General features: G+C 74.2%; 23 protein-coding genes and 1 pseudogene. 9 read left to right on the forward strand and 15 right to left on the reverse strand.

Translation table 11 applies throughout. The features are described 5' to 3' along the window. The 3 genes and pseudogenes from AB0P06_RS29590 to AB0P06_RS29600 all read right to left on the reverse strand — a co-directional run. Positions 1-99: pseudogene (locus tag AB0P06_RS29590) on the reverse strand (ABC transporter ATP-binding protein); the annotation flags it as partial. Positions 100-289: 190 nt separating this feature from the next. After that, a complete protein-coding gene (locus AB0P06_RS29595) occupies positions 290-2,458 on the reverse strand; it encodes a restriction endonuclease (RefSeq protein ID WP_363612666.1) in 2,169 nt (722 codons plus the stop codon). A gap of 166 nt (positions 2,459-2,624) precedes the next feature. After that, complete coding sequence (locus AB0P06_RS29600; protein WP_363612668.1) at positions 2,625-3,296, reverse strand: hypothetical protein; 672 nt, start codon at positions 3,294-3,296, stop codon at positions 2,625-2,627. 179 nt (positions 3,297-3,475) lie between these two features. On the opposite strand from AB0P06_RS29600, the gene AB0P06_RS29605 reads away from it, so the two are divergent. Next, positions 3,476-4,471 carry a hypothetical protein gene (locus tag AB0P06_RS29605; RefSeq protein WP_363612670.1) on the forward strand — a complete coding sequence of 332 codons (996 nt, stop codon included), beginning with the start codon at positions 3,476-3,478 and terminating at the stop codon, positions 4,469-4,471. Between the two features lie 66 nt (positions 4,472-4,537). On the opposite strand, the gene AB0P06_RS29610 is transcribed toward AB0P06_RS29605, so the two are convergent. Beyond that, positions 4,538-4,849 carry a hypothetical protein gene (locus tag AB0P06_RS29610; RefSeq protein ID WP_363612672.1) on the reverse strand — a complete coding sequence of 104 codons (312 nt, stop codon included), beginning with the start codon at positions 4,847-4,849 and terminating at the stop codon, positions 4,538-4,540. A 330-nt stretch (positions 4,850-5,179) separates the two neighbouring features. Continuing rightward, on the reverse strand, positions 5,180-6,157 hold the full coding sequence (locus AB0P06_RS29615) for a formylglycine-generating enzyme family protein (protein WP_363612674.1): 978 nt from the start codon (positions 6,155-6,157) through the stop codon (positions 5,180-5,182). Positions 6,158-6,251: 94 nt separating this feature from the next. Here AB0P06_RS29615 and AB0P06_RS29620 point away from each other — a divergent pair, with 94 nt between their 5' ends. Next, a complete protein-coding gene (locus AB0P06_RS29620) occupies positions 6,252-6,896 on the forward strand; it encodes a helix-turn-helix transcriptional regulator (RefSeq protein WP_363612676.1) in 645 nt (214 codons plus the stop codon). Continuing rightward, positions 6,893-8,692, forward strand: coding sequence for a sulfatase (locus AB0P06_RS29625; protein WP_363612678.1), 1,800 nt, complete (start codon positions 6,893-6,895; stop codon positions 8,690-8,692). Before AB0P06_RS29620 ends, AB0P06_RS29625 begins: the two co-directional genes overlap by 4 nt. 50 nt (positions 8,693-8,742) lie before the next feature. Here the strand turns inward: AB0P06_RS29625 and AB0P06_RS29630 are convergent, their stop codons facing one another. From AB0P06_RS29630 to AB0P06_RS29640, 3 genes are read right to left on the reverse strand one after another with little or no spacing between them, the layout of a single operon-like run. Next, entirely contained in the window at positions 8,743-9,480 is a 738-nt protein-coding gene (locus AB0P06_RS29630; RefSeq protein ID WP_363612680.1) for a succinate dehydrogenase/fumarate reductase iron-sulfur subunit, read from the reverse strand. Beyond that, positions 9,477-11,423, reverse strand: a complete 1,947-nt coding sequence (locus tag AB0P06_RS29635) for a fumarate reductase/succinate dehydrogenase flavoprotein subunit (protein ID WP_363612682.1) — start codon at positions 11,421-11,423, stop codon at positions 9,477-9,479. Before AB0P06_RS29635 ends, AB0P06_RS29630 begins: the two co-directional genes overlap by 4 nt. Continuing rightward, positions 11,420-12,124, reverse strand: a complete 705-nt coding sequence (locus tag AB0P06_RS29640) for a succinate dehydrogenase cytochrome b subunit (RefSeq protein WP_363612684.1) — start codon at positions 12,122-12,124, stop codon at positions 11,420-11,422. Before AB0P06_RS29640 ends, AB0P06_RS29635 begins: the two co-directional genes overlap by 4 nt. Positions 12,125-12,220: 96 nt before the next feature. Between AB0P06_RS29640 and AB0P06_RS29645 the strand changes: the two genes are divergently transcribed. Further along, positions 12,221-13,183: a LysR substrate-binding domain-containing protein gene (locus AB0P06_RS29645; protein WP_363612686.1), complete on the forward strand. Its 963-nt coding sequence runs from the start codon at positions 12,221-12,223 to the stop codon at positions 13,181-13,183. Between the two features lie 75 nt (positions 13,184-13,258). On the opposite strand, the gene AB0P06_RS29650 is transcribed toward AB0P06_RS29645, so the two are convergent. From AB0P06_RS29650 to AB0P06_RS29665, 4 genes are all read right to left on the reverse strand, one after another. Beyond that, positions 13,259-13,747, reverse strand: coding sequence for a glutathione peroxidase (locus AB0P06_RS29650; protein ID WP_363612688.1), 489 nt, complete (start codon positions 13,745-13,747; stop codon positions 13,259-13,261). Positions 13,748-13,910: 163 nt separating this feature from the next. After that, positions 13,911-14,930, reverse strand: coding sequence for an acetamidase/formamidase family protein (locus AB0P06_RS29655; protein ID WP_363612690.1), 1,020 nt, complete (start codon positions 14,928-14,930; stop codon positions 13,911-13,913). Next, the gene (locus AB0P06_RS29660) at positions 14,927-16,378 is read right to left on the reverse strand and encodes an APC family permease (RefSeq protein WP_363612692.1); all 1,452 of its coding nucleotides are present in this window, start codon (positions 16,376-16,378) and stop codon (positions 14,927-14,929) included. The genes AB0P06_RS29655 and AB0P06_RS29660 overlap by 4 nt, the downstream gene beginning before the upstream one ends. A 161-nt stretch (positions 16,379-16,539) precedes the next feature. Next, complete coding sequence (locus AB0P06_RS29665) at positions 16,540-17,652, reverse strand: ABC transporter substrate-binding protein (RefSeq protein ID WP_363612694.1); 1,113 nt, start codon at positions 17,650-17,652, stop codon at positions 16,540-16,542. Between the two features lie 59 nt (positions 17,653-17,711). Between AB0P06_RS29665 and AB0P06_RS29670 the strand changes: the two genes are divergently transcribed. Next, the gene (locus AB0P06_RS29670) at positions 17,712-18,173 is read left to right on the forward strand and encodes a MarR family transcriptional regulator (protein WP_363612696.1); all 462 of its coding nucleotides are present in this window, start codon (positions 17,712-17,714) and stop codon (positions 18,171-18,173) included. A gap of 64 nt (positions 18,174-18,237) precedes the next feature. On the opposite strand, the gene AB0P06_RS29675 is transcribed toward AB0P06_RS29670, so the two are convergent. Beyond that, the gene (locus tag AB0P06_RS29675; RefSeq protein ID WP_363612698.1) at positions 18,238-18,726 is read right to left on the reverse strand and encodes a pyridoxamine 5'-phosphate oxidase family protein; all 489 of its coding nucleotides are present in this window, start codon (positions 18,724-18,726) and stop codon (positions 18,238-18,240) included. 973 nt (positions 18,727-19,699) lie between these two features. On the opposite strand from AB0P06_RS29675, the gene AB0P06_RS29680 reads away from it, so the two are divergent. Next, positions 19,700-21,220: a SulP family inorganic anion transporter gene (locus AB0P06_RS29680; protein WP_363612760.1), complete on the forward strand. Its 1,521-nt coding sequence runs from the start codon at positions 19,700-19,702 to the stop codon at positions 21,218-21,220. 158 nt (positions 21,221-21,378) lie between these two features. Here AB0P06_RS29680 and AB0P06_RS29685 read toward each other — a convergent pair whose 3' ends face one another. After that, entirely contained in the window at positions 21,379-21,867 is a 489-nt protein-coding gene (locus tag AB0P06_RS29685) for a DoxX family protein (RefSeq protein ID WP_363612700.1), read from the reverse strand. Positions 21,868-22,123: 256 nt separating this feature from the next. On the opposite strand from AB0P06_RS29685, the gene AB0P06_RS29690 reads away from it, so the two are divergent. Next, positions 22,124-22,705, forward strand: a complete 582-nt coding sequence (locus AB0P06_RS29690) for a TetR family transcriptional regulator (RefSeq protein WP_363612702.1) — start codon at positions 22,124-22,126, stop codon at positions 22,703-22,705. A gap of 198 nt (positions 22,706-22,903) precedes the next feature. Beyond that, complete coding sequence (locus tag AB0P06_RS29695; RefSeq protein WP_363612704.1) at positions 22,904-23,665, forward strand: glucose 1-dehydrogenase; 762 nt, start codon at positions 22,904-22,906, stop codon at positions 23,663-23,665. A gap of 91 nt (positions 23,666-23,756) precedes the next feature. On the opposite strand, the gene AB0P06_RS29700 is transcribed toward AB0P06_RS29695, so the two are convergent. Beyond that, complete coding sequence (locus tag AB0P06_RS29700; RefSeq protein WP_363612706.1) at positions 23,757-24,026, reverse strand: helix-turn-helix transcriptional regulator; 270 nt, start codon at positions 24,024-24,026, stop codon at positions 23,757-23,759. Between the two features lie 126 nt (positions 24,027-24,152). On the opposite strand from AB0P06_RS29700, the gene map reads away from it, so the two are divergent. Then, entirely contained in the window at positions 24,153-24,920 is a 768-nt protein-coding gene (gene map, locus AB0P06_RS29705; RefSeq protein ID WP_363612762.1) for a type I methionyl aminopeptidase, read from the forward strand. The last annotated feature ends 36 nt before the right edge of the window (positions 24,921-24,956 follow it).

Raw genomic sequence — 24,956 nt, forward strand, 5'->3', positions numbered from 1 at the left:
GTCGAGGGCGACGACGCGGGTCTCCCCCTCCCCGTAGACCTTGTTCAGACCGGTGGCGCGGGCGGCCGCCCGGCCGGTACGGACGGCGGTTGCGGGCATCGTCACGGGGGGACTCCTGGGGACGGGAACGGATGATCTTCTTCCGTTCAATCCTCCCAATCGGTTCGGGCGCGATGTGTCGGTCGCGGGGACGGTGACCCCCCGCCGTCCCGGCGGGTCGGCGGGGGTCCTTCTCATCCTCAGGTATGACATCCGCCCCTGAGAGGGGTCGCGGCGTCCGCCCCGGCCGCTACTCGACCGCGACGCCCCAGTGCACCGCCAGCCCGGCCAGGCCGCCGGTCACCGCGGTGCCGGACGGCGTGAACTGCCAGGACCCGCCGGTCCGCCGGAACGAGCCCAGCAGCATCGCGCTGTCCGGCATTCCGCCGGTGGCGGCCGTCCAGCTCTCCGGCCCGGCGGCGCCCGGCCCGTACGCCGCCGTCAGGGCGAGGCCGTGCACATAGCCGAGCGGCACCGCGGGCGGCTCCTCCTCCTCGGTGGAGGCGGCGAGCACCACCTCGTCCACCCCCGGCGCCAGCCGGCCCAGCTCCAGGGTGACGCGGGCGGCCCGGGCCGGCTCGCCGGGCACCGACCGGGTGGGGTGCAGCCGGACGGCACCGTCCGGATCCTGCGGGTTGTTGAAGAAGACGAAGTGCTCGTCGCTGACCACCCGTCCGGAGGCGCAGAGGAACGCCGAGACGTCCAGCTCCACCGCGTCCCCGCCGGCGGTGCGGCTGCGCCAGGTCAGCTCCACGCTGGTCCGGTGGTCCGCCGCCGCGCCGTCGGCCGGCTCGGCGGGGGCCGCCGCCCCGGCCGCGGCCGGCCCGCCGCCGTTGGTGCGGTCCCCGCCCAGCCGGCCGCGCAGCCCCTGCTCGGCCAGCAGCTCGACCAGCTCCGGCCCGCTCACCAGCGTCAGCGGCTTGTTGCGGATGTAGTCGTACGAGCCCGGCCCGAATCCGGCCGTGGTCACCAGGATGCCCTTGATCGCACCGTGGTGGCGCACGGTGGAATCGAGGTCCCGGACGGCGGTGGGGGAGACCGTCGACCGGTAGCGCTTGGCCTGGATGACGATCCGTCCGCCGGTCACCGGGTCGAGGTCCTCGGCGACCACGTCCACCCCGGCGTCCCCGCTGCGGGCCGTGGTCATCACCCGGAAGCCGCGCAGCCGGAACAGTTCGGCGATCAGCTCCTCGAACTCGATCGGGTCCATCTCGAAGAGGTCCGGCTCGTCCTCGCCGCCCTGCCCGGCCAGACTGCCGCCGACCGTCTCCGGCAGGCGGTCCGGCCGCACCTCGTCCAGCCGCTCCGGGCGCGCCGACAGGGCGCCGCCGAGCCCCTGGAAGCACTCCACGGCCGCCACCCGGTCCAGCGCCAGCGCCGCGAACTCCGCCCGGGACACCGTCACCGTCGACAGGAACCGCTCCGCCTCCCGGCCGGTGGCCGGGTCGATGCCCCGGACGAAGCCGTTCAGCACCACCGAGTCCAGCAGCCCGTCCCGGTCCGCCCGGAACAGCTCCGCCACCACCCGCAGCGCGCTCTGTGCCAGCACCTCCCGGTACAGCGCCTTGCGCTCGGTGGCCGGCCGGGCCACCTCCGCCTCCCGGTCGTCCGTCTTGACGTAGCGCACCCGCGAACTCGCCGGGACGATGTCCGGGCCCGGCAGCTCCCAGTTCACCACCAGCTGGCGGGTCGACACCTCCCAGGCCGCCACGAGACGGTGCGGGAACCCCTCCGGCCAGGCCGCCGAGGCGTACAGCCCGGCGGTGAAGTACTCCTGCACGGCCTCCGCCTCGCCGGAGCGCAGCCGCCGCAGCAGCTCCTCCGTCCGGGCGGCGCGGTCCTCGTCCTGCCGGCGGTGCTGGGCGACCCAGTCCAGGTACTGCTGGTGGTAGTCGGCCAGCCTCCGCTGCCGGTCCGCCTCGGCCGCCTGCGCCGCGTACCAGTCCTGCTCGAACCGGGCCCGGGCCTGCGCCACGTACTGCTCGTACTGCCGCCAGACCCCGGGGTTGCGGGCCTGGACCTGGTCCGGCGGCGGCACCTGGTAGTGCGCCTGGTCCGGCATCGGCACCGGCTCGCCGAGCCGGCCCGGCTCGAACGGCGGCTGCGCCTGCGGCGCCAGCAGCGCCTGCGGGCTGAACGCGGGCTGCCGCAGACCGGCGGGCAGCAGCCCGCGCAACTCCTCGACCCGGGCGTCCAGTTCGGCCGTCCGCCGGGCCACCTCCGCCTCCCGCGTCTGCTGGTACGCCCGCAGCGCCTCACGCTCGCCCCGGGTCGCCGCCCGCTGGGCCTCGCGCGACTCGCGCTCGCGCCGCCGCTGCTCGGCCGTCTGGGCGCGCCACTGGGCCTCCTCCCGGCGCTGCTGCTGCCGCTGCGCCTCCGCCCAGACCGCCAGCACCCCGTTGTTCCGCCGCCCCGCCACCGTCCACCCCTTCGTTCCGCACCCGGCCCCGGCGCGCCGCCTCCCGGCCGCGCCACCACCGCGCCCGCCACAATAGAACGTGGACGGGCGAACCGCCCAAGCGCCCACGGCCTGCGGCGGCCTCCGCGGGCGGGGGCGCCGTCACCGACCTCCGTGGTCAGTGCACCTACCGCCCCGCGGACGGTACTTCCGCGTACCAGCGCCAGTCGGTGCGACGCGGGCGCCCGGGCGTCCCGGCCCGGCCGGTGGCCCAGAGCAGCGTCTGCCAGGGGTCGGCGCCCTGGCCGAGGGGGACGTCCGGGAAGAGCCGGGCCAGGGTGCGCCGGCAGGGGCCGGCCGGGGGCTGCCAGGGCAGACCGAGGCCCTGGGTGACGTCGTGCACGTGGACCAGCGTCTCCACCAGGCTCATCGCCGTGAACCCGGCCGGGTCCGAGACGCCCCACGGGTGGTACGCGCGGGTCCCGGGCGCGGCGGTGCGGGCCATCGCGACCATCAGCGCACCGCTCGCCTCCAGCACCTGGAGCAGTCCGGCCGGGCCCGCGTCGCGCTCGGCGTGGACGAAGCCGTTCGGCGCGCCGGGGGCGTGGCGCACCGTCAGGAACGGCACGTAGCGGTCGAGCGGCGGGGCCCCCGGCCCGAGCTGGGCCGCGTAGGAGAGCAGATCGTCGGCCAGGTGCTCGACGGTGGCCCAGCAGTCCCACGCCAGCGCTCCGGCGGGCCGGGACCAGTCGGCGCCCTCGGGAGCGCCGCGCAGCGCGGCCGTGGCGAGGCGCAGGGTGAGCGCCAGGTCGTCGGCGGTGACGGGCCCGGGGGCCTCCGGGGCGGTTTCTTCGATCATGGCGGGACGGTACCAACGGCCGGCCGGGCCGCCGAGCGGATTTCCGGGGTGCGTGAACGGCCTGCTCACCGGCCCCGACGGCGGGGCGTCGCCCCGGTGGCGCCCGCTGTCCCGGCGGCCGCCCGGCGGGACTGTCCGGGGCAGCGGGTAACCTCGCTGTTTCGTACGGGAGGACGAGCGTGAACCCACAGCAGCGGCCGGAGCGGCCCACCGGCTGGATCTCCACCGGCCTGCACTGGAAGGACGGCCGGCCGGTGCTCAGCGCCGTCAACGGCGGCCGGGTGCACGAACGCGCCGCCGCGCCCGGCACCGAGGTCGGCTGGCTGCTCACCGGGCCGCGCCGCTGCACCGGCGCGTGGATCGCCGACATGCCCGAGCGCACCCCCTGCCCCCACCGGGCCGCCATCGACCCGGGCGGCGGCGCCGTCCAGTGCGCCGCCTGCCAGAGCGTCGACCGCGGCCTCGCCCTCGCCCGGGACCAGATCCTCGACGACGGCCGCACCTACCTGCTCTACCTCGCCTGGTTCGGCGACGGCCTGCTGAAGGTCGGTCTCACGGCCGAGCAGCGCGGCACCAGCCGGCTGCTCGAACAGGGCGCCCTGGCCTACACCTTCGCCGCCCGGGGCGGACTGCCCGCCGTCCGGCGTGCCGAACTGACCGTGGCCGCCGCGGGCCTGGCCCGGGAGCGCTTCACCAGCCGGGTCAAGCTCGACCACTGGTGGCGGCACGGCGACGCGGACGGGCGCCGGGCGATCCTGTCCGACGCCCGGGGCCGGGCCCACCGGCTGCTCCACGGCCACGCGGTGGAGCTCCTGCCCGCCCGCCCGGTCACCGACCACATCGACCTGTTCGGCCTGGCCGGAGGCGCCCCCGCCGCCTACCGGCAGGTCACCGGGCTCGCCTCCGGCGCCGTCGTCGCGGGCACGCTGCGGCCGCCCATCGGCCGTCACCTCTTCCTCGACCCGCCGGAGGCCCAGGAGATCCAGGGGACCCAGGGGCGCCCGGAGACCCCGGGGGGAGCGGCGGACGCCGCCGACAGTACGCCGTTGCTGCTGGACACCCGGCTGCTCACCGGGTGGACCCTCACCCCGGTGACCGGGCGCCGGCCCGAGGGCCTGGCCCTGCGTGCCCGGGTGCGGCCGAGGGAGGAGGACGCCCAGGAGGCGCTCTTCTGACCCGCCCCGGCCCCCGCGCGGAGAGCCCCCACGCCGAGGGCGAGGGCCCCGCTCAGAGGGCCCCGCTCAGAGCAGCTTGCTGCGTACCCCGCCAGGGCCGGACCGCGCCCGGCGGGAAAGCGGCGGCCGCGAGGGCCGGACATCCGGCCGGGCGGGCTCGGCGCTCTCCGGGGGGCACACCGCGCGGGTGGCGACCGAGGCCCGCGCGGCGGCGAGCGCCAGCCGCGCCAGCAGCCGGTCCTCGCCGATCCCCGCCGCCCGCTTCGCCTCCTGGCAGCGCGAGCACCAGAGCGGGGACGCGGGCCCGTCCGGATACGTCATGCTCTCGGGCGGCAGGTAATGGCCGCCGCACTCGACGCACTCGAAGACCAGCCTCATCCGACGATCACCGTTCCGGATCCGTGGCACCGGCCGCACGGCGACCAGAAGGTGTGGATCTCCGGCACCATGTTCCTCTCCTCGTCCAGCCCGACCGTGGCCTCGGTCTTCTCGGTCCCTCCGGACCCGCCACACCCGGAACAGGACTGAACCTCGGGCATATGCAACCCTCCGTAGCGCGGGAACCACCGTAGCGCGAATTCCGGGTGTGCAGCACCGGCGCTGACGAAGCACCACTCCTGCGGGGCGCGTGCGACCGTCCGGCGTGCGCCCCCATATCTACTGCGCACTCCGTGCACGTCCCGCGCGCGCCCCGGTGCCCCGCGCGCCTCAGCGGGTCGGGACGCCGTCGGCCACCGTCCGGAAGCCGCAGTTGCCGCTGGTGGAGTCCGGGGTGTTGCCGGTCCGCGCGGCCACCCGGTAGCGGTTGCAGTACGAGTCGTGGCACAGGTAGGAGCCGCCGCGCAGCACCCGCCGCCCCCGCCCGTCCCGGTCCTCCCGCGGTCCGCGCGGGTCGTACCGGGGCGAACGGGTGTACCAGTCGGGGTCGAAGCGGTCGGCGCACCACTCCCAGACGTTCCCGGCCACGTCGTACAGACCGAAGTCGTTGGGCGGGTAGTCGCCCACCGGCGAGGTGGCGTACCAGCCGTCCTCGCCGCTGGGGAGATCCGGGAACCGGCCCTGCCAGATCCGGCAGCGGTGCGCGCCGTCCGGGCGCAGTTCGTCGCCCCACGGGTAGCGCAGCCCGGGGTGCGGGCCGCGGGCGGCGTACTCCCACTCGGCCTCGGTGGGCAGCCGGCGCCCGGCCCAGCGGCAGTACGCCAGCGCGTCGTGGTGGCTGATGTGCACCACCGGGTGGTCGGCCAGGTCGGCGGTGTCGCTGAGCGGGCCGTACGGGTGCCGCCAGTCGGCGCCGCGCACCTCGGTCCACCAGGGCGCGGCGGGGGAGCGGCCGAGGACGTCGGCCGGTTCGGCGACGACGAACAGGTGGAAGACGGCCGAGGAGCCGGCCCGTTCGGCGTCGGTGCGGTGGCCGGTGGCCTCGGCGAAGGCGGCGAACATCGCCGTGGTGACGGGCGTCGCGTCGATCGCGAACGGCGGCAGCTCCACGGTGTGCACCGGCGTCTCGCCGTCCGCCGGGTAGCCCTCGCCGAACGCGTCGCCCATCGCGAAGGCGCCGCCGGGCAGTTCGATCTGCCGGTGCCCGGGCCGCAGTGCGGCGGGTGACGGCGGGGGCTCCGGCGGCCGGACGGGGGTGGCCGGCCGGTCCGGCAGGCAGCACGCCTTCCTCGGCGGGGGTTGACTCATGGCCTCAAGCTATAGCATTTTTCACCTAGGTGACTATTCATCTAGGTGGGCGGAGCCGTCCGTCCGCCGGACGACGGAAGAGAGCGACCCGCCCGTGAAGTTCGACCATGTCCTGCTGGGCCTGCTGGCCCTCCATCCGCGCAGCGGCTGGGACCTGCGCCACTGGCTGGCGAGCGAGGGCCGCTTCGTCCGCTCCAACGTCCACCAGAGCCAGATCTACCGGCTGCTCAACCGGATGAACGAGAAGGGCTGGGTCGAGTTCGAGGTCGACCCGCGCGACGGCCGCCCGGACGCCAAGGTCTACCGCCTCACCGAGGCCGGCCGGGCCGAGCTGCTGGCCGAGGCCCGCTCGCCCTACCGGCCGACCAGCCGGTTCCAGGACCCGGACTTCATGACCCGGTTCTTCTTCGCCGGGATGCTCGCCCCCGACGTCCTGCCCGGCCTGATCGACACCGAACTCGCCTACCGCCGCCACCAGGTCGCCACCTCGCGCGGCCGCGACCGCGGCATCGCCTTCCCCGAGGGCACCCCGGAGGCCGACGCCTACCGGATCCGCCTGATCCGCGAGCTCTCCCACCAGTACGGCACCTCCGCCGTCGACGCCTGGATCGACTGGCTGGAGCGCACCCGAAGGCTGCTCCAGGACGCCCAGGACGCCCAGGGCGCCGACGGCACCCCGCTGAACCCCGTCCGCACGTCCGCGGCCCCGCCGCCCACCGAAGGAGACGACACCCGGTGAAAGCCGTCATGGTCATGTTCGACAGCCTCAACCGGCGGTTCCTGCCGCCCTACGGCTGCGACTGGACCCTCGCCCCGAACTTCAGCCGGCTCGCCGAGCGCGCCGCCACCTTCGACAACTGCTACGGCGGCAGCATGCCCTGCATGCCCGCCCGCCGCGAGATGCACACCGGGCGCTACAACTTCCTGCACCGCTCCTGGGGCCCGCTGGAGCCCTTCGACGACTCCGTCCCCGACCTGCTCGGCCGCTCCGGCGTCTACACCCACCTGGTCACCGACCACCAGCACTACTGGGAGGACGGCGGCGCCACCTACCACAACCGCTACGACAGCTACGAGTTCTTCCGCGGCCAGGAGGGCGACAAGTGGAAGGGCCACGTCGCCGACCCGGACATCCCCGAGACGCTGTCCTGGCGCGACGGCCCGATGTGGCGCCAGGACTGGGTCAACCGCCAGTACCTGGCCGACCTCGCCGACCACCCCCAGACCCGCACCTTCGACGCCGGGCTGGAGTTCATCGCCACCAACCGCGACGCCGACCGCTGGTTCCTGCAGATCGAGTGCTTCGACCCGCACGAGCCGTTCTACTCCTACGAGCAGCACAAGAAGCACTACCCGCACGACTGGGACGGCCCGCACTTCGACTGGCCGGACTACAAGCGCGTCACCGAGACCCCCGAGGCGGTCGAGCACGCCCGCAACGAGTACGCCGCGCTGCTCACCATGTGCGACGACTCCCTCGGCCGGGTCCTCGACGCCTTCGACGAGCACGGTCTCTGGGACGACACCCTGCTGATCGTCTGCACCGACCACGGGCTGCTGCTCGGCGAGCGCGGCTGGTGGGGCAAGAACATCCAGCCCTGGTACGACGAGAACATCCACACCCCGCTGTTCATCTGGGACCCGCGCACCCGCGCCACCGGCCGCCGGGCCGCCCTCGTCCAGACCATCGACCTCGGCCCCACCCTGCTGGAGTTCTTCGGCGTCCACCGCACCCCCGACATGCAGGGCCGGCCGCTCGCCGACACCGTCGCCCACGACACCCCCGTCCGGCCGCACGGCCTGTTCGGCGTCTTCGGGGGCCACGTCAGCGTCACCGACGGCCGCTACGTCTACATGCGGGCCTGCAAGGACCCGTCGAACCGGCCGCTCCACGAGCACACCCTGATGCCCACCCACATGCGCGGCCACTTCAGCCCGCAGGAGCTGGCCGCCGCCACCCTCGAACCGCCGCTGCCCTTCACCAAGGGCGTCCCCGTGCTCCGGCTGCCCGCCCAGTCCTTCGGCAACCCGTACGCCTTCGGCACCCTGCTGTTCGACCTCGACACCGACCCCGGGCAGGAGAACCCGCTGGTCGACGACGAACTCGAACTCCGGCTGGCAGCCCTGCTCACCCAGGCCCTGCGGGACAGCGACGCCCCGGCGGACCAGTTCGAACGCCTCGGGCTGCCCGCCGAGGGGCCGGTCACCGCGGAGCACCTGCTCGCCCGCGCCCAGCAGCCGCAGGCCCGCGCCGCCGCCGAACCCCTGCCCGACCCGGCCGAGTTCCCCGAGACCCCGCTCTCCGTCCACACCCCGCTGCGCGTCCTGCTCCAGGACGACCGGGCGCGCGCCGCCGTCCTCGACCAGCTGCCGATGCTCGCCGCCCCCGGCCTCCGGGCGATGCTCGGCGCGCTGAGCCCGCTGCGCCTGGCGGCCATGGGCCCCTCCGTCCGCCCCGCCCAGCTGCGCCTCCTCGCGGACGCCCTCGCCGTCCTGCCCGCCGTCCCGCCTGCCGACGGAGCCGCCCGGGGCTGAGCGCGCCGAGGGCCCCCGCCACCCGGTGGCGAGGGCCCTCGGCCGGCCGGTCAGCCCGTCGCGCTGCGGAGGAACTCGCGGTTCATCGCCGCGATGCTGGGCAGCGGGATGCCCTTCGGGCAGGCGGTGGCGCACTCGCCGGTGTTGGTGCAGCCGCCGAAGCCCTCGGCGTCCATCGCGGCGACCATGGACCGCACCCGGGACTTCCGCTCGGGCGCGCCCTGCGGCAGGACGTTGAGGTGGACGACCTTGGCGGAGGTGAAGAGCATCGCCGAGCCGTTGGGGCAGGCGGCGACACAGGCGCCGCAGCCGATGCACTCGGCGTGCTCGAAGGCCGTGTCGGCGGCCGCCTTGGGCACGGGGGTGGCGTGGGCGTCGGGGGCGCTGCCGGTGGGGGCGGTGATGTAGCCGCCGGAGCCGATGATGCGGTCGAACGCCGAGCGGTCCACCACGAGGTCCCTGACCACCGGGAAGGCGGAGGCCCGCCACGGCTCGATGTCGATGGTGTCGCCGTCGGTGAAGTGCCGCATGTGGAGCTGGCAGGTGGTGGTCCGCTCGGGGCCGTGGGCCTGGCCGTTGATGACCATGCCGCAGGCGCCGCAGATGCCCTCGCGGCAGTCGTGGTCGAAGGCCACCGGGGTGTCGCCCCGGGTGATCAGCTCCTCGTTGAGGGTGTCGAGCATCTCCAGGAAGGACATGTCGGGACTGATCCCGCTGACCTGGTAGGTGGTCATCGAGCCCGGTGCCTCCGGGCCCGCCTGGCGCCAGATGCGCAGGGTGAGGTTCACGCGTAGCTCCGCTGGGTGGGGTGGACGTGCTCGAAGTCGAGGTGTTCGCGGTGCAGGACGGGGGCCGTGCCGGTGCCGGTGAACTCCCAGGCGGCGGCGTAGGAGAACTCCTCGTCGCGGCGGGCCGCCTCGCCGTCCTCGGTCTGGCTCTCGACCCGGAAGTGACCGCCGCAGGACTCCGCGCGGTGCAGGGCGTCCAGGCACATCAGCTCGGCCAGCTCGAAGTAGTCGACCAGGCGGTTGGCCTTCTCCAGCGACTGGTTGAGCTCCTGCCCGGTGCCGGGGACCTTGATCCGGCGCCAGAACTCCTCGCGCAGCAGCGGGATCCGGGCGAGGGCGCGGCGCAGGCCGGCCTCGTCGCGGGCCATCCCGCACTCGTCCCAGAGGAGTTCGCCCAGTTCGCGGTGGAAGGAGTCGGGCGTCCGGTCGCCGTCCACCGCCAGGATCAGGTTCAGACGGTCCGTCACATCGGCCTCGGCCGTGGCGATTTCCGGGTGGTCGTCCGGAACGGCCGGCAGCGGGTTGCGGGCGAGGTAGTCGTTGACGGTCGGCGGGAGGACGAAGTAGCCGTCCGCGAGCCCCTGCATCAGCGCGCTGGCGCCGAGCCGGTTGGCGCCGTGGTCGGAGAAGTTGGCCTCGCCGACCGCGAACAGGCCGGGGACGGTGGTCTGCAGGTCGTAGTCGACCCAGAGCCCGCCCATGGTGTAGTGGATCGCGGGGTAGATCCGCATCGGCACCCGGTACGGGTCCTCGGCGGTGATCCGCTCGTACATCTCGAACAGGTTGCCGTACTTGGCGGCCACGGCGTCCCGGCCCAGCCGGCGGATGGCGTCACCGAAGTCCAGGTAGACGCCCTGCCCGCCGGGGCCGACACCGCGGCCCTCGTCGCAGACGTTCTTGGCGGCCCGGGAGGCGATGTCACGCGGGACGAGGTTGCCGAACGACGGGTAGATCCGCTCCAGGTAGTAGTCGCGCTCGGCCTCGGGGATCTCGGCCGGCGGCCGGGTGTCGCCCTTGGCCGAGGGCACCCAGATCCGGCCGTCGTTGCGCAGCGACTCGCTCATCAGGGTCAGCTTCGACTGGTGCTCGCCGGAGCGCGGGATGCAGGTGGGGTGGATCTGGGTGAAGCACGGGTTGGCGAAGTAGGCGCCCCGCCGGTGGGCCCGCCAGACGGCCGTGGCGTTGGAGTTCTTGGCGTTGGTGGAGAGGTAGAAGACGTTGCCGTAGCCGCCGCTGGCCAGCACCACCGCGTCGGCGGTGTAGGTCGAGACCGCGCCGGTCACCAGGTCCCTGGCGACGATGCCGCGCGCCCGTCCGTCGATCACCAGCAGGTCGAGCATCTCGGTGCGCGGGTGCATCTCGACGTTCCCGGCCGCGATCTGGCGCGACAGCGCCTGGTAGGCGCCGAGCAGCAGCTGCTGGCCGGTCTGGCCGCGGGCGTAGAAGGTGCGGGACACCTGGACGCCGCCGAAGGAGCGGGTGTCCAGCAGGCCGCCGTACTCGCGGGCGAACGGGACGCCCTGGGCCACGCACTGGTCGATGATCTCCACCGACACCTGGGCGAGCCGGTGCACGTTGGACTCGCGGGCGCGGAAGTCGCCGCCCTTGACGGTGTCGTAGAAGAGCCGGCGGATCGAGTCGCCGTCGTTGCGGTAGTTCTTGGCGGCGTTGATGCCGCCCTGGGCGGCGATCGAGTGGGCCCGTCGGGGGGAGTCCTGGAAGCAGAACTGCACCACGTGGTAGCCCTGTTCGGCGAGGGTGGCACCGGCCGCGCCGCCGGCCAGGCCGGTGCCGACCACGATCACGGTGTGCTTGCGCCGGTTGGCCGGGTTGACCAGCTTGGCGTCGAACCGCCGCTGGTCCCAGCGCTGTTCGATCGGCCCGGCGGGGGCCCTGGTGTCGGCGATCGGCTCGCCGACGCGGTAGTCGCTGTAGGCGCTCAACTCACCACTCCGGTCATCACGGCCACGGGGACGGACAGGAAGCCGACGGTCAGCACCAGGGCCAGGCCGTTGGCGGTCAGCTTCAACGCCCGGTCCCGGCGGGCGTTGTTGGCACCGAGGGTCTGCGCGGCGCTCCAGAAGCCGTGCCGGATGTGCAGACCGACGGCCAGCATCGCGACGACGTAGATCACGCAGCTGTACCAGTTCGAGAAGGAGGCCACGATGTTCTGGTACGGGTGGCCGTGTTCGGCGGCCGGGTTCACGGTGAGCGTGGTGAGGTCCAGGATGTGCCAGACGATGAACAGCGCCAGGATCACCCCGCCCCAGCGCATCGTGCGGGTCGCGTAACTGGCCCGCCGCCGCTGGTGCACGTACTTGCTCGGCCGGGCCGCGAGGTCGCGCCGGCTGAGCTGGTACGCGGCCACGCCGTGCAGCAGGACGGCGGCGAGCAGGCCGGCCCGGGCGATCCAGAGGAACCACTCGTGGCCGAGGAAGGGCTGGCCGAGGGTGCGCAGCCACGCCGCGTAGCCGTTGATGTCGTCCGGGCCGAAGAAGACCTTGAGGTTGCCCAGCATGTGTGCGACCAGGTACAGCAGCATGACCAGTCCGCTGACGGCCATGACCGCCTTCTTGCCGACGGTCGACCGCCAGAGGGTCGCCAGGGTGGACGGATGCCGGCCCGTCCGAGTCGCGGTTGTCATGGCGACAACGGTAGGGACGGCCGGGTGGGTGCGTCCAAGACATGATGCGGCTCGCGACGATAGCCAGTGCCTATCGAGTGTGCCTATCCTGGCCGGGTGCAGCTCCAGCAACTCCGCTACTTCCTCGCCGTCGCCGAGACCCGCCACTTCACCCGGGCGGCCGAGGCGGCCCATGTCGCCCAGCCCTCGCTCTCGCAGCAGATCCGCGCACTGGAGCGGGAGCTGGGTGCCGAACTGTTCCATCGCACCCGCGGCAACATCGCCCTCACCGACGCCGGCGACGCGCTGCTGCCACTCGCCCGGCGCATCCTCGCGGACACCGAGAGCGCCCGGCTGGCCGTCCAGGAGACGGTGCAGCTGCGCCGCGGCCGGGTCCGGCTGGGGGCGCCGCCGAGCCTCTGCACCAGCCTGGTGCCGGATGTCCTGCGGCTCTTCCGGGACCGCTACCCGGGGGTGGCACTGGTGGTCCGGGAGGGCGGCTCGCGGGACCTGGTCCGGACCCTGGCGGCGGGGGAACTGGACGTCGCGTTGATCATCACACCGCCGAGCGGTGAGGCGGCGCCCGCGCTGGCGGTCACCGAGCTGCTGCACGAGGAGCTGGTGCTGGTCTCCGCCGAAGCCGAAGCCGAAGCCGAAGCCGAAGCCGAAGCCGAAGCCGGGCCGCGCCGCCGGGCGCGGGTGGCGGAGCTGCGCGGGCGGCCGCTGGTGATGTTCCGCGAGGGCTACGACCTCCGGGAGGCGACGCTGGCGGCCTGCCGGGAGGCCGGGTTCGAGCCGGAGTTCGCGGTGGAGGGCGGCGAGATGGACGCGGTGCTCGGCTTCGTCCGGGCGGGGCTGGGGCCCGCCGTGCTGCCGGGCATGGTCGCGGCCCGCTCGGGGCTCGTCGTCACCCCGTTCGCCGGCCCGGGCCTCGGGCGGACCATCGCCGTCGCGCACGGCCACGAGGTCCCGCTGACCAGGGCGGCGGCCGCCCTGCGCGAGACGCTGCTCTCCCATCTGCGCGGCGCGGCCCGCGACGGCGAGCTGCCGCCGGGGACGCGGCTGCTGCTGGGGCCGTGACAGGCGAGGGGCCCGGGACCGCCGCGTGGTCCCGGGCCCCTCGCCCCGCCGTCGGACGGGCCGTTCGACGGGCCGTCAGGCCGGCAGCACGGCCTCGATCGCGGCGGTCACCTCGTCCGACTCCGGCTCGGTGCGCGGCCGGATCCGGGCGGCGACGGTGCCGTCCGGCGCGATGACGAACTTCTCGAAGTTCCAGGTGATGTCCCCGGCCTGGCCCTCGGCGTCGGCGCTCCGGGTCAGTTCGGCGTAGAGCGGGTGGCGGTCCTCACCGTTGACGTCGGTCTTCTCGAACAGCGGGAAGGTGACGCCGTAGGTGGTGGAGCAGAAGGTCCGGATCTCCCCGGCGCTGCCCGGCTCCTGACCGGCGAACTGGTTGGACGGGAAGCCCAGCACGGTGAAACCGCGCCCGGCGTACCGCTCCTGGAGCCGCTCCAGGCCCGCGTACTGCGGCGTCAGACCGCACTTGGAGGCGACGTTGACGATCAGCAGGGCCTTGCCCCGGTAGTCGCCCAGCGAGGCGGCCTCGCCGGACAGCGTGCGCAGCGGGATGTCGTACAGGCTCACGTAGGTCCCCTTCGGGATGGTCGGGTGTCGGGACGGGACTCGTCTCGGTACGGTAGCCGCCCCCGAGGCCGTCGCCCACGACCGGGTGGGCCCGGTCCGGGCGGTGTCCTGCCCGGTGACCACGGGCCACCGGGCAGGGCGCCCGGCGGTCCCGGCGCCGCCGTCAGCGGTGCCGCAGGTAGGCGGTGGCCGTCGCGCGCAGCCGCTCGTGCAGGCCGTCGTACGCGTGGGCGCGGCCCAGCAGGGACTTGGGCAGCTTGGCGGCCATCGTGTAGTTGGTGTCGCAGACGTTGGCCGCCGGGGCCAGCCCGGCCTGGCTGACCAGCTGGTAGGCGTCCAGCTCGTCCAGGCCCAGCAGGGCGCGCGTCCAGCCGACCAGGTCGTGCTGGCTGATCCGGAAGGCGTCCTCCAGCGGCCGCGCCGAGCCGGTGGAGATCAGGTACCGGTCGTTCTCCAGCCGGGGCCAGGCCGGTCCGCCGCCCTTGACCAGGTCGATCACCACCGTGGTGCGCATCGCCGTCTCCACCGCCGTCCCGCACACCTCGCCCTCGCCCTGGCGGGCGTGGCCGTCGCCGAGGGCCAGCAGTCCGCCGGGCACGTTGACGCCGAAGTAGGCGGTGGTGCCGGCCCGCATCTCCGGGGTGTCGAGGTTGCCGCCGTGCGCGCCCGGGGTGATCGACATCAGGGTCTCGCCGGCCGCCGGGGCGACGCCCACCGTGCCGTGCATCGGGTCCAGCGGCAGCTCGGCGGTGAAGTCGCTGTTCCGGGCCCGGAACCGGCAGACCCCGGCCGCCGTGTCCAGCTCGTAGATCCAGATCCGTTCCTCCAGCGGCGGGTGCAGCAGCGCGGTGGTGTGGGTGCCGGTCAGCGCGCCGAAGTGCGGGAAGGTGCTGGAGACGCCCCAGTCCCGGGCGGGGGTGATCTCCACGAAGTGCACCGCGAGGGTGTCGCCCGGTTCGGCGCCGGCCACCGCGATCGGGCCGGTCACGGGGTTCAGGTAGGGGAAGTCGCAGACCTGGCTGGGCAGGTCGCCGAAGCCGCGTACCCGCCCGCCGAAGCAGTCCTCGGTGGTGAGTTCGACGACGGTGCCGGGCTGGACGGTCACCAGCGGCGCACGGCCGCCGAAGGTGTACGCGTACTCCTCCGGGCCGGGCGTGAGGGAGACGATGTCGGGCAGGTTCACTGGTTCTCCTTCGGGAGGGGGCCGGCGGCGGTCCTGGGAGTGGTATCGGCATCGGCGCCGGTGCCCGGGTCGGCGACCGCCAGACGCGGGCGGCGTCCGGTGGCGACCAGCCCGGTCAGCACCAGCAGGCCGAGCGCCAGCCAGACGAAGCCCAGCCGCTGGGCGGCGATGTCGGCGTTGACGACCACGTACGCCAGGATCACGAAGCCGATGGCCGGGGCGACGAGGTGGCGCCAGTAGTCGCGGCTGCGCGAGCGGATCAGGTAGTGCACCACCACCGACACGTGCAGCACCAGGAAGGTGGTCAGCGCCCCGAAGTTCACCAGGGTGCTGAGCAGTGTGATGCCGTCCTCGCGGGAGGCCGTGTAGAGGCCGAGCAGCAGCGAGACCCCGGCGGTCAGCAGGGTGGCGTTGACCGGGACGCGGTGGCGCGGGTGGACCTTGGCGAGGAAGGCGGGCAACTGCCGGTCGCGGGCCATCGCGTACAGCAGCCGCGAGGTGGCCGCCTGGGCCACCAGGGAGTTGGCGAAGCCCCAGGCGACGGCGGTGGCGGCGGCCGTCAGGGTGGCGAGCCAGCCGCCGGCGGCGGTGCGGGCCGCGTCGTAGAAGGCGGTGCCGTTCGGGTCGCCCTGGCTGATCAGTGCCTCCGGGTCTGGCACCAGCAGGGAGGCGATCCAGGTCTGGGCGATGAACAGCGACCCGGCCAGCAGCAGTGCGGCGATCATCGAGCGGCCGATCGCGCGGGCGGAGTCCCGGTTCTCCTCCGAGAGGGTGGAGATCCCGTCGAAGCCGAGGAAGCTCAGCACCGCGATCGACACCGCCCCGAACACCAGGCTCCAGGAGAAGGTGTGCGGGTTGTACAGCGGGGTGAGGTCGAAGCCCCGGCCCTTGCCGGAGGCGAGGGCGGCCAGGCCGACGGCGATGAAGACGGCCAGCACCACCAGTTCGCCGATCAGCATCGCCTTGTTGACCCGGGCGGTCATCTCGACGCCCAGGTAGTTGACGGCGGTGTTGAGCAGCACGAAGCCGACCAGCCAGAGCCAGACCGGCACCGCGGGCACCAGCGAGTTCATCGCCACGCCGGCGATCAGGTAGAGCAGGCCGGGCACCAGCACGTAGTCCAGCAGGATCATCCACCCGGACAGGAACCCGATCGGCGCCGCGATGCCCCGGCCCGCGTAGGTGTACACCGAGCCTGCCATCGGGAAGGCCCGCGACATCTGCGCGTACGAGAGGGCGGTGAACATCATCGCCACCATCCCGAGCACGTAGGCCAGGGCGACCATGCCGCCCGAGCCCTGGAAGACGCTGCCGAAGATGCCGAACGGGGCGATCGGCACCATGAACACCAGACCGTAGACCAGCAGGTCGGTGAAGCGGAGTGAGCGGCGCAGCTCCTGTCGGTAGCCGTAGTTCTCGATGTTCTGGGGCGCGGGTGCTTCGGACATGGGGGCTCTCTCCCGTGACGACCCTGGGGTGGTGGGGGAGAGAGTAGAGGCAGTTATTTCCAAATGGAAGAGTTTCGGCCCGGGTGAGGTGCCGGGCGTGGCGCCGGGCGGGCGGGCGCCCCCCGGGCCGCCGGACCCGCCGGGGCCTCCGCGGCCGCCCGTCAGGACAGCACGGTGAAGCCCAGCCCCTCCGCCCGCGCCAGGTGCACCCGCTCCCGCGCCGGGCCCAGCGGTGCCCGTGCCCAGGCCCGCCGGGTCGCCGCGTCCTCCCCGTGCAGCAGCCGCAGCGCCGCCCCCGCGAGCCCGTCCGGCACCAGCTCGCCGCGCGCCGCGAGCGCCGCCAGCAGGTGCAGTCCGTCGTAGAGGCCCACCGCGTACGCGTCCAGCACCGGCGCGTACGGTCCGAACACCGCCCGGTGCTGCTCCGCCAGCCGCAGCCGCCGCTCCTCCGTGAGGTTCGCGAACGACGGCATCGACGCGTACAGCGTCCCGGTGTCGTCGCCGCCGTACGCCAGCAGGCTGTTCTCCTCCAGCGCGCCGGAGAGCCGCACCAGCCGGCGGTCCAGGCCGCTGCGGCGCAGCGCCCGGTTGAACCGCACCAGGTCCCGGCCGATCAGGCTCAGCAGCAGCGCGTCGGCCCGGGCGGCGCGGACCGCGTCGAGCAGTGGCTCCAGCGCCCGTTCCGTCGCCCCGAACGGCAGGTGACGCGCCAGCACCACCCGGGCCGGGGTGCGGGCGATCGCCGCCCCGGCCGCCCGGTGCACCGCGCGCGGCCAGATGTAGTCGTTGCCGACCAGCGCCCAGCGGCGAATCTGGTGACTGGTAGTCAACTGCTCGATGGTGGAGTGCAGTTGATGGTCCGGTGTGGCGCCGGTGCAGACCACCCCGGCCAGCCGGGTGCCGCCCTCGTGCGGCGGGGTGAACACGTACGCGGTCCGCCCGGCCGTCACCGTCTCCACAGCCCGGTGCACGTCGCTGGAGTGGCAGCCGGCCACCGCGTCCACCGCGCCCGCGGCCAGCAGCAGCGCCACTTCGCCCGCCACCGCGGCCGGCTCCGCCCCGCCGTCCACCAGCACCAGCTCCAGTGGCACCCCGCGTACCCCGCCGCCCGCGTTCACCTCGTGCGCGGCCAGCAGGGCACCGTCCAGCGCGGACGGGCCGGTCAGCCCGAGCGGCCCGGACTGCGGCACGACCAGGCCCACCCGAAGCGCCGGTGCCTCCCGGGGGGAGTGCAGCGCGTCGAGCGATTCGAACAACTTCACGTCGGCGCTCATCGCTTGCGAGTATGGTCATGGCAGCGATTCCGGCAAGCGGTGGGGAAAGAGGCAAGGCGATGACGACAGACACCTCCGCCGCCGCCGAGACCCTTTCCGCCGCTCCGGCCGGTCCTGCCGCCGGTGAGCCGCTGCTGATCGAACTCCTCACCGTCGCGCAGCGCCGTCTCGCCCGCGGCCTCGCCGCCCAGCTGGAGGCGGAGGGCTGCACCCTCGACCAGTGGCGGGTCATGCGCGCCCTCGCCGACGGCGACGGCCACTCCATGGGCGACCTCGCCCACGCCCTGCTCATCCCGCAGGCCAGCCTCAGCCGCGTGGTCGACGCCCTCGCCGACGCCGGCTGGGTCTACCGCCGCCAGGACGACCGCGACCGCCGCCGCATCACCGCCCACCTCTCCCGCCGCGGCCACACCCGGCTCACCCGCCTCGACGCGCTCGCCGCCGCCCACGACGCCGCCGTCCGCACCGCCTGCGGCTCCGCCGACCCGGGGCCCCTGCTGCGCCACCTCACCGGCGCCTGAGCGGTCACGGCCGCCCCGGGACCGACCCGGGCGCCCTCTCCGGGAGTCCTCGTGCGGACAAGCCCTACCGGTGTTCCACCGGTGGCGTGCCACTCCCGTCCAGGCGCGCGGCGACGGCGGCGAAGTCGGCGCTGTACCAGTGCTCGGGGCGCATCCGGATGGCTATGTCGGCGGTCAGCTGCTCGGTGGTGGCGGCCAGGTAGGCGCGGGCGGTGGCGGGCGGCATGTAGCGGTGGGCCAGGGCGGCGCGCTCGGCGGGATCGAGCCGGTCCTCGATCTCCACCACCGGGCCCTCCACGCTGACGTAGCGGCACGGCGGCTCCTCCTGCTGGGCACAGAGCGCGAACCGGCCGGCGGCCCTGATCCGGCGGGCCTTGGCGGAGTGGCGGCCGGTGAGGATGGTGAGTACGCCACCGGGTCGGTAGGAGTACCAGATCGGGACGGCGAGGACGCCCCGGTCCGGTTCGATGCCCTCGTCGGCGATGGCGAGGACGCCGACGTGGACGGCGGCCAGAAAGCTCTCGCGCTCGGTGGCGCTCATGCTGAAGGACATGGCGTGGGCCTCCCGGGGTGCGGAAGCCCCGCGCGCAGCGGGCGCGCGCGGGCGGCTCCTGCTACGTACCCGCACAGTCGCCGCCCCGAACGCGTACCCCGAACTCCGGCCTGACCCGGAAGCCGATGCCGAAGCTCCGCCGCGCCCGGTGGGTCGGGCCCAGGCGCGGTGTGTCGACCGGCACGTGCACAGGCGGGATCCGGTGCCGCGCGCCGGCGATCCGGGTGGGGCCGGTGCGGGGCGGCTCGGTGCGGGCTCTGTTCGTGCACCTGTCCGGCCACCGAACTGACGTGCCCGGCCGGAGGTCCGATCCGGGCCGGAAAGCGCGTCCGGTGTGTGGCGGGCGTGAAGGGACGGTGTGCGAGGTTGGCCCGCTCCGGCTTCCTGGGTACCGTCGGTGGCACGCCGGGCCTGTCATGGTTGCCATGTTCAACTTGGGCTTCTCCCAAGGGTGTTGCCGCATGCGAGGCAGGAGCCTCACACGCGGCGGGACCGGGGGAACCGCCCCGGGGTTGCGGCAGGGGGGATGGGGGTCGGCCCGGGGGCGGGGGAAGCCCCGGCCGTCGTGTCCCGTTCAGGACCAGCGCGCCCGGTACGCCCTTACCCGATCGAGGGACGCCCTCCCCTGACCGCAGCCGACCCGACTCGACCCGACACGACGCCCACCGCCGCCACCCGGCCCGCCCGGTCGGCCGCCGCACCGATGTCGTCTCCGCCGTCCGGTCCACCACCGCGCCCCCTGGTCCGCCACGCCGCGACCAGCAGCAGCGCGCCCGCAGCGGCGGGCGCGCGGAAGGAACGTACCCATGACCCGCCACGCCTGCTGTCTCCCTGCCCGCCCCACCCCCGGCCTCGCCCGCACCGCCCGCCTTCGGGCGGTGGCCCGGTGAGCGCGCTGCCCCGCCGGCCCAAGAGCCCGCCGGGCCGCCCCCGCAAGAACGCCCCGCCGGGCAGCGCCCGCCCCCGCCGCTCGCTGCGCCACCGCACCCCCGTCCGCGCGCTGCGGGCCGTCCCCTGGCGGTACGACCTGCCTGCCTCGCTGGTGGTCTTCCTGGTCGCCCTGCCGCTCTGCGTCGGCGTCGCGGTGGCCTCCGGCGTCCCGGCCGAACTCGGGCTGGTCACCGGGATCGTCGGCGGCCTGGTGGTCGGCGCGCTGCCCGGCAGCAGCCTCCAGGTCAGCGGACCGGCCGCCGGGCTGACCGTCCTGGTCTACGAGGCGGTCAGGGAGTACGGCGCCGGTGCGCTCGGTGTGCTGGTGCTCGCCACCGGGCTGCTCCAACTGGCCATGGGCGCCTTACGCCTGGGCCGCTGGTTCCGCGCCATGTCCGCCTCCGTGGTGCACGGCATGCTGGCCGGCATCGGCCTGACCCTGCTCTTCGGCCAGCTGTACGCGCTCGCCGACCGCAGGGCGCCCGCGACCGGGCCCGAGAAGATCGCCGGCCTGCCCGCGCTGCTGCGCGACGCCGTCACCGGCGCGGCCACCCCGAGCGCGGTCGCCCTCGGCGTGGCGACCCTGCTGGTCCTGTCCTTCTGGAAGTACCTGCCGGCCCGGGTGGCCCAGGCCGTGCCGGCGCCGCTGGCCGCCGTCGGCCTCGCCGCCGCCGTCACGGCCGCCGCCGACCTGCCGGTGGCCCGGGTCCGGGTCTCCGGCCTGCTCGACGTGGTCCATCTGCCGGGGCGCGGGGCGCTCGGCGCACTGGCCGGCACGGCGGGCCTCGGCACCGTCCTCGCCTTCACCCTGATCGCCTCCGCCGAGACCCTGTTCAGCGCGGCCGCCGTCGACCGGATGCACCACGGCCCGCGCACCGACTACGACCGGGAGCTGACCGCCCAGGGCGTCGGCAACACGCTCTGCGGGCTGCTCGGCGCGCTCCCGATGACGGCGGTGATCGTGCGCAGCGCGGCCAACGTCCAGGCGGGCGCCCGGACCAAGGTCTCGCGCACCCTGCACGGGCTCTGGCTGCTGCTGTTCACCGCGTTCCTGCCCGGCGTGCTCGGCCTCGTCCCGCTGACGGCGCTGGCCGCCGTGCTGGTACACGCGGGTGCCAAGCTCGTCCCGGTCCGCCGGATCGTCGGGCTCTGCCGGGAGCACCGGGGGGAGGCGGTGGTCCTGGGGGTGACGGCGGTGGCGATCATCACCACGGATCTGTTCGAGGGGGTGCTGATCGGGATCGGCCTGGCGGTGGTCAAGTCGGCCTGGCAGACCTCCCACCTGCAGATCGGCGTCGAGGACCTGCCCGGGGGGCCCGGGGAGGAACCGGGGGAGCGCCCGTTGCGGGTGCGGCTGAGCGGCAATGCCACCTTCCTGCGGCTGCCCCGGCTGCTGGACACGCTGGAGAAGCTGCCGGCGGACCGCCCGGTCGAACTCGACTGGTCGGGGCTGCGCCATCTCGACCACGCCTGTGCGGTGGCGCTCGCCGCCTGGGCCGCGCAGCACCGGGCGCGCAGCTCCGCGCCGCTGGCGGTGGAGCCGCCGTTGCCCACCGTGGTCTGACGGGCGGCGACGGAGCCGAGCCGGCCGCCCTTCGGAAGATCCGTCGGGCGGCCGGGGCGGTTGGGCGTTCGTCGGTCCGGTTCGGTTCCGCCCGGTTCGGTTTCGACCGGGCGGGTTTCAGCCTGGCCGGCCGGTCAGCCGGTCAGCCGGTCAGCCGGTCAGCCGGTCGGCGTCGGCTGCGAGCCGTGCCGGGTGCGATCGGTCCCTTCCCCGGCTCGGGCTCCCCGGCCGCCGACCCGTCGGGGCAGCAGGCGGTCCAGCGCGAACGGACCCGGGCCGAGCACGGCGATCGCGAGGAACGCCCAGCAGAACATCACCGAGGCCTCGCCGCCGTTCTGGATCGGGAGCAGGGCGTGCTCCTGGTGGACGGTGAAGTAGGCGTAGGCCATGGAGCCGGAGCAGAGCAGCGCGGCGGCCCTGGTGCCGAGACCGGCCAGGACCAGTCCGCCACCGACGAGTTGGATCAGCGCGGCCCACCAGCCGGGCCACTGGCCGGCCGGGACGGAGCCGCCGCCCTTGACACCGCCGAGCACGCCGAACAGCGAGGCGGCTCCGTGGCAGGCGAAGAGCAGTCCGACGACGATCCGGAAGGCCGTCAGAACGAGGGGTCGGGCGGTGTCCACCGCGTGTCGGGGGTGTACTGACATGGGGAAGCGCCTCCTGTGGGGGGAGGAGGAATGGTGGAGCAAAGCTAGCGGTGGTCTAGTCCATTTGACAATGTGTCGTCAATTAACTGTTGCTTATGCCGGGTTGTCGCGAGCCCGGGGCGGATCGGGGTCCGAAGCGGTGCGCCGGGGCGCGCCGGTGGGTGCCGGGGAGCGTCGGATCGCGCGGGGCGCGAAGAGCGGTGAGTGGCTGCGGCCTTTCTTGACCGATCGATCTAGATAGGGATAGCGTTCAGGCATGGCGCGTACCAAGGAATTCGACCCCGACGCGGTGCTCCAGTCGGCTCTTGAGCTGTTCTGGCGGCGCGGCTACGAGGCCACCTCGATGGCCGACCTGGTCGAGGAGCTCGGGATCGCCCGTGCCAGCATCTACGCCACCTTCGGCAGCAAGTGCGAGCTCTATCTGCGCGCGCTGGAGCGCTACGGCGAGCAGAACGAGCCGGTGCTGCTGGCCGAGCTGTCCCAGCCCGGGCCGGTGCTGCCGGCCGTCCGCGCGCTGGTCCGCCGCTATGCGCGGGAGGCCGCCGAGGACGATCTCAGGCGTGGCTGTTTCGTCACCAACACGGCGGTCGAACTCGCCCCGCACGAACCGGCCGCGGCTCGCCGGGTGGAGGCGAGCCTCGGCCACCTGGAGACGGTGCTCGCTGCCGCCCTGGTTCGCGCGCAGGCGCAGGGGGAGCTGCCCGGCGGCCGTGATCCGCGGGCGCTGGCGCGGATGCTGCTGGTGCTGATGCAGGGCATGCGCGTGATCGGCAAGGTCGGCGACGGCGCGGCCCGGCTGCACGACGCGGCCGAGCTGGCGCTGGCGCTGCTGGACTGAGGGTTTCGCGGTGCCGGCCGGGGTGTGCCCGGTCGGCGTCCCGTCGCCGGTCCTCTTCGTGGACCGGCCATTTTTCTGGCTCAATATTGGACCGAACGATCAATATAGATGGGGTCTGTGCGACCTCCTGGGCGGGCGTCGCCGCCGTTCCCGGATCCGCACCCGCCCCTTCCCCGGGGTTGCCAAGGAGCACTTCTCATGACCACGCGATTCGCCGACCAGTCCGTCCTCGTCACCGGTGGCGGCAGCGGAATCGGCCGCGCCATCGCCCTCGCCTTCGCCCGGGAGGGCGCCCGGGTCGCCGTCGCGGGCCGCACCGGGAGCTCGCTCGCCGAGACGGTCGGCCTGGTCGAGCGGGAGGGCGGCAAGGCCGTCGCCCTGGTCGCCGATGTGACGAACAGTCAGGACGCCGCCCGTCTGGTCCGGGAGACCGTCGAGCACTTCGGCGGTCTGGACGTCGCCGTCAACAACGCTGGGATCCTCGGTACCCCCGCACCCGTCGCGGACCTGGAGGAGGACGAATGGCGGCGCGTCCTGGACACCAACCTGACCGGCACCTGGCTCGCCATGAAGTACGAGATAGCCCACATGCGGGCCAACGGTGGCGGCGCCATCGTCAACATCGCCTCCAACCTCGGCGTTCACCTGCGGCTGCCCGGCCTCGGTGCCTACGCCGTCTCCAAGGCGGCCATCGGCACCCTCACCCGCAGCGCGGCCCGTGACCACATCGGCGACGGCGTGCGGATCAACTCGGTCAGCCCCGGCCCGGTCGAGACCGCCATGTCCACCCGCCCCGGCGAGGGCACCGCCGAGAAGGCCGACCGGATGAAGGTCCAGGTCCCCGTCGGCCGCTCCGGCGCCGTCGAGGAGATCGCCGCCGCCGTCCTCCATCTCGCCTCCCCCGAGGCGGGCTTCACCGTCGGCGCCGACCTCGTCCTGGACGGCGGCATCACGGCCTGAGCCCTGAGCCCTGAGTCCTGAGCCCCGGCCCCGAACGGCCCCGGACGGTCGAGTGGCGGCATCCGCCGCCGTCCGGCCGTCCGGCCGTGCTCTACGCGGACAGCGCCTGCCCGTCGTCGGTGAGGGCACAGGCGGCGGCGAGTTCGTCGAGGGAGAGGTCGAGGGCGAAGGCCAGGGCGGCGATGGTGAAGAAGGCGGGAGTGGGGGCGCGGCCCGTCTCGATCTTGCGCAGGGTCTCCGCGGAGACGCCGGCGGCCGCCGCGACCTCGACCATGCTGCGCTCGCCGCGCGCCTCGCGCAGCAGCGCGCCGAAGCGCTCGCCGCGCTCGCGCTCCCAGGGTGTCAGTGGAGTCCTCACCATGGTTTCGATAGTAGGGGGTGCGGCGGGGGAGACGGAGCGAGGTGCTGGCGGGCCGGAGTGGGGAGGGCCGGGGAGCGTGATACAAATACCGGTATAAGAATTGGGTTGATGAGGGGAGTCGAAACCATGGTGGAGCTCAAGTCGGATCCGGCGCTCGCCGCGATGCGCGAGGCCGGGCGGGTGGTGGCCGACGCCCTGGCCGCCGTGGAGGGCGCGGCGGCGGTGGGCGTCAGCCTGCTGGAGCTGGACGAGGTGGCGCGCGGGGTGCTGCGCGACGCCGGGGCGACCTCGCCCTTCCTCGGGTACCGGCCGTCGTTCGCGCCGGTGCCGTTCCCCGCGGTGATCTGCGCCTCCGTCAACGACGCCGTGGTGCACGGAATCCCGGACGGCTACCGGTTGCGCGACGGCGACCTGGTCAGCATCGACTGCGGCGCGGTGCTGGACGGCTGGGCGGGCGACGCCGCCGTCAGCTTCAGCGTCGGCCTCCCGAGGCCGGGCGACCGGGAGCTGATCGACGCCACCCGGCGGGCACTGGAGGCCGGGATCGCCGCGGCCGTCGTCGGCAACCGGACCGGCGACATCGCGCACGCGATCGCCGGCGTCGCGCGCGGTGCCCGTTACGGCCTGCCGGAGGGCTTCGGCGGCCACGGGATCGGGCGGCGGATGCACGAGGACCCGCACGTGCCCAACGAGGGCCGCCCGGGCCGGGGTTACCCGCTCAGGCCCGGGCTGGTGCTCGCCATCGAGCCGATGCTCACGGCCGGCGGCCGGGACGACTACTGCACCGACCCGGACGGCTGGACGCTGCGCACCACCGACGGCAGCCGGGCCGCGCACATCGAGCACACCGTGGCGATCACCGAGGACGGCCCGCGCGTCCTGACCCTGCCGTAGGGCCGCCCCGGCGCCGGGAGCCCCGGTGCCGAGCGG

The sequence above is a fragment of the Kitasatospora sp. NPDC088351 genome (genome assembly GCF_040685575.1).
Lineage (GTDB): Bacteria > Actinomycetota > Actinomycetes > Streptomycetales > Streptomycetaceae > Kitasatospora.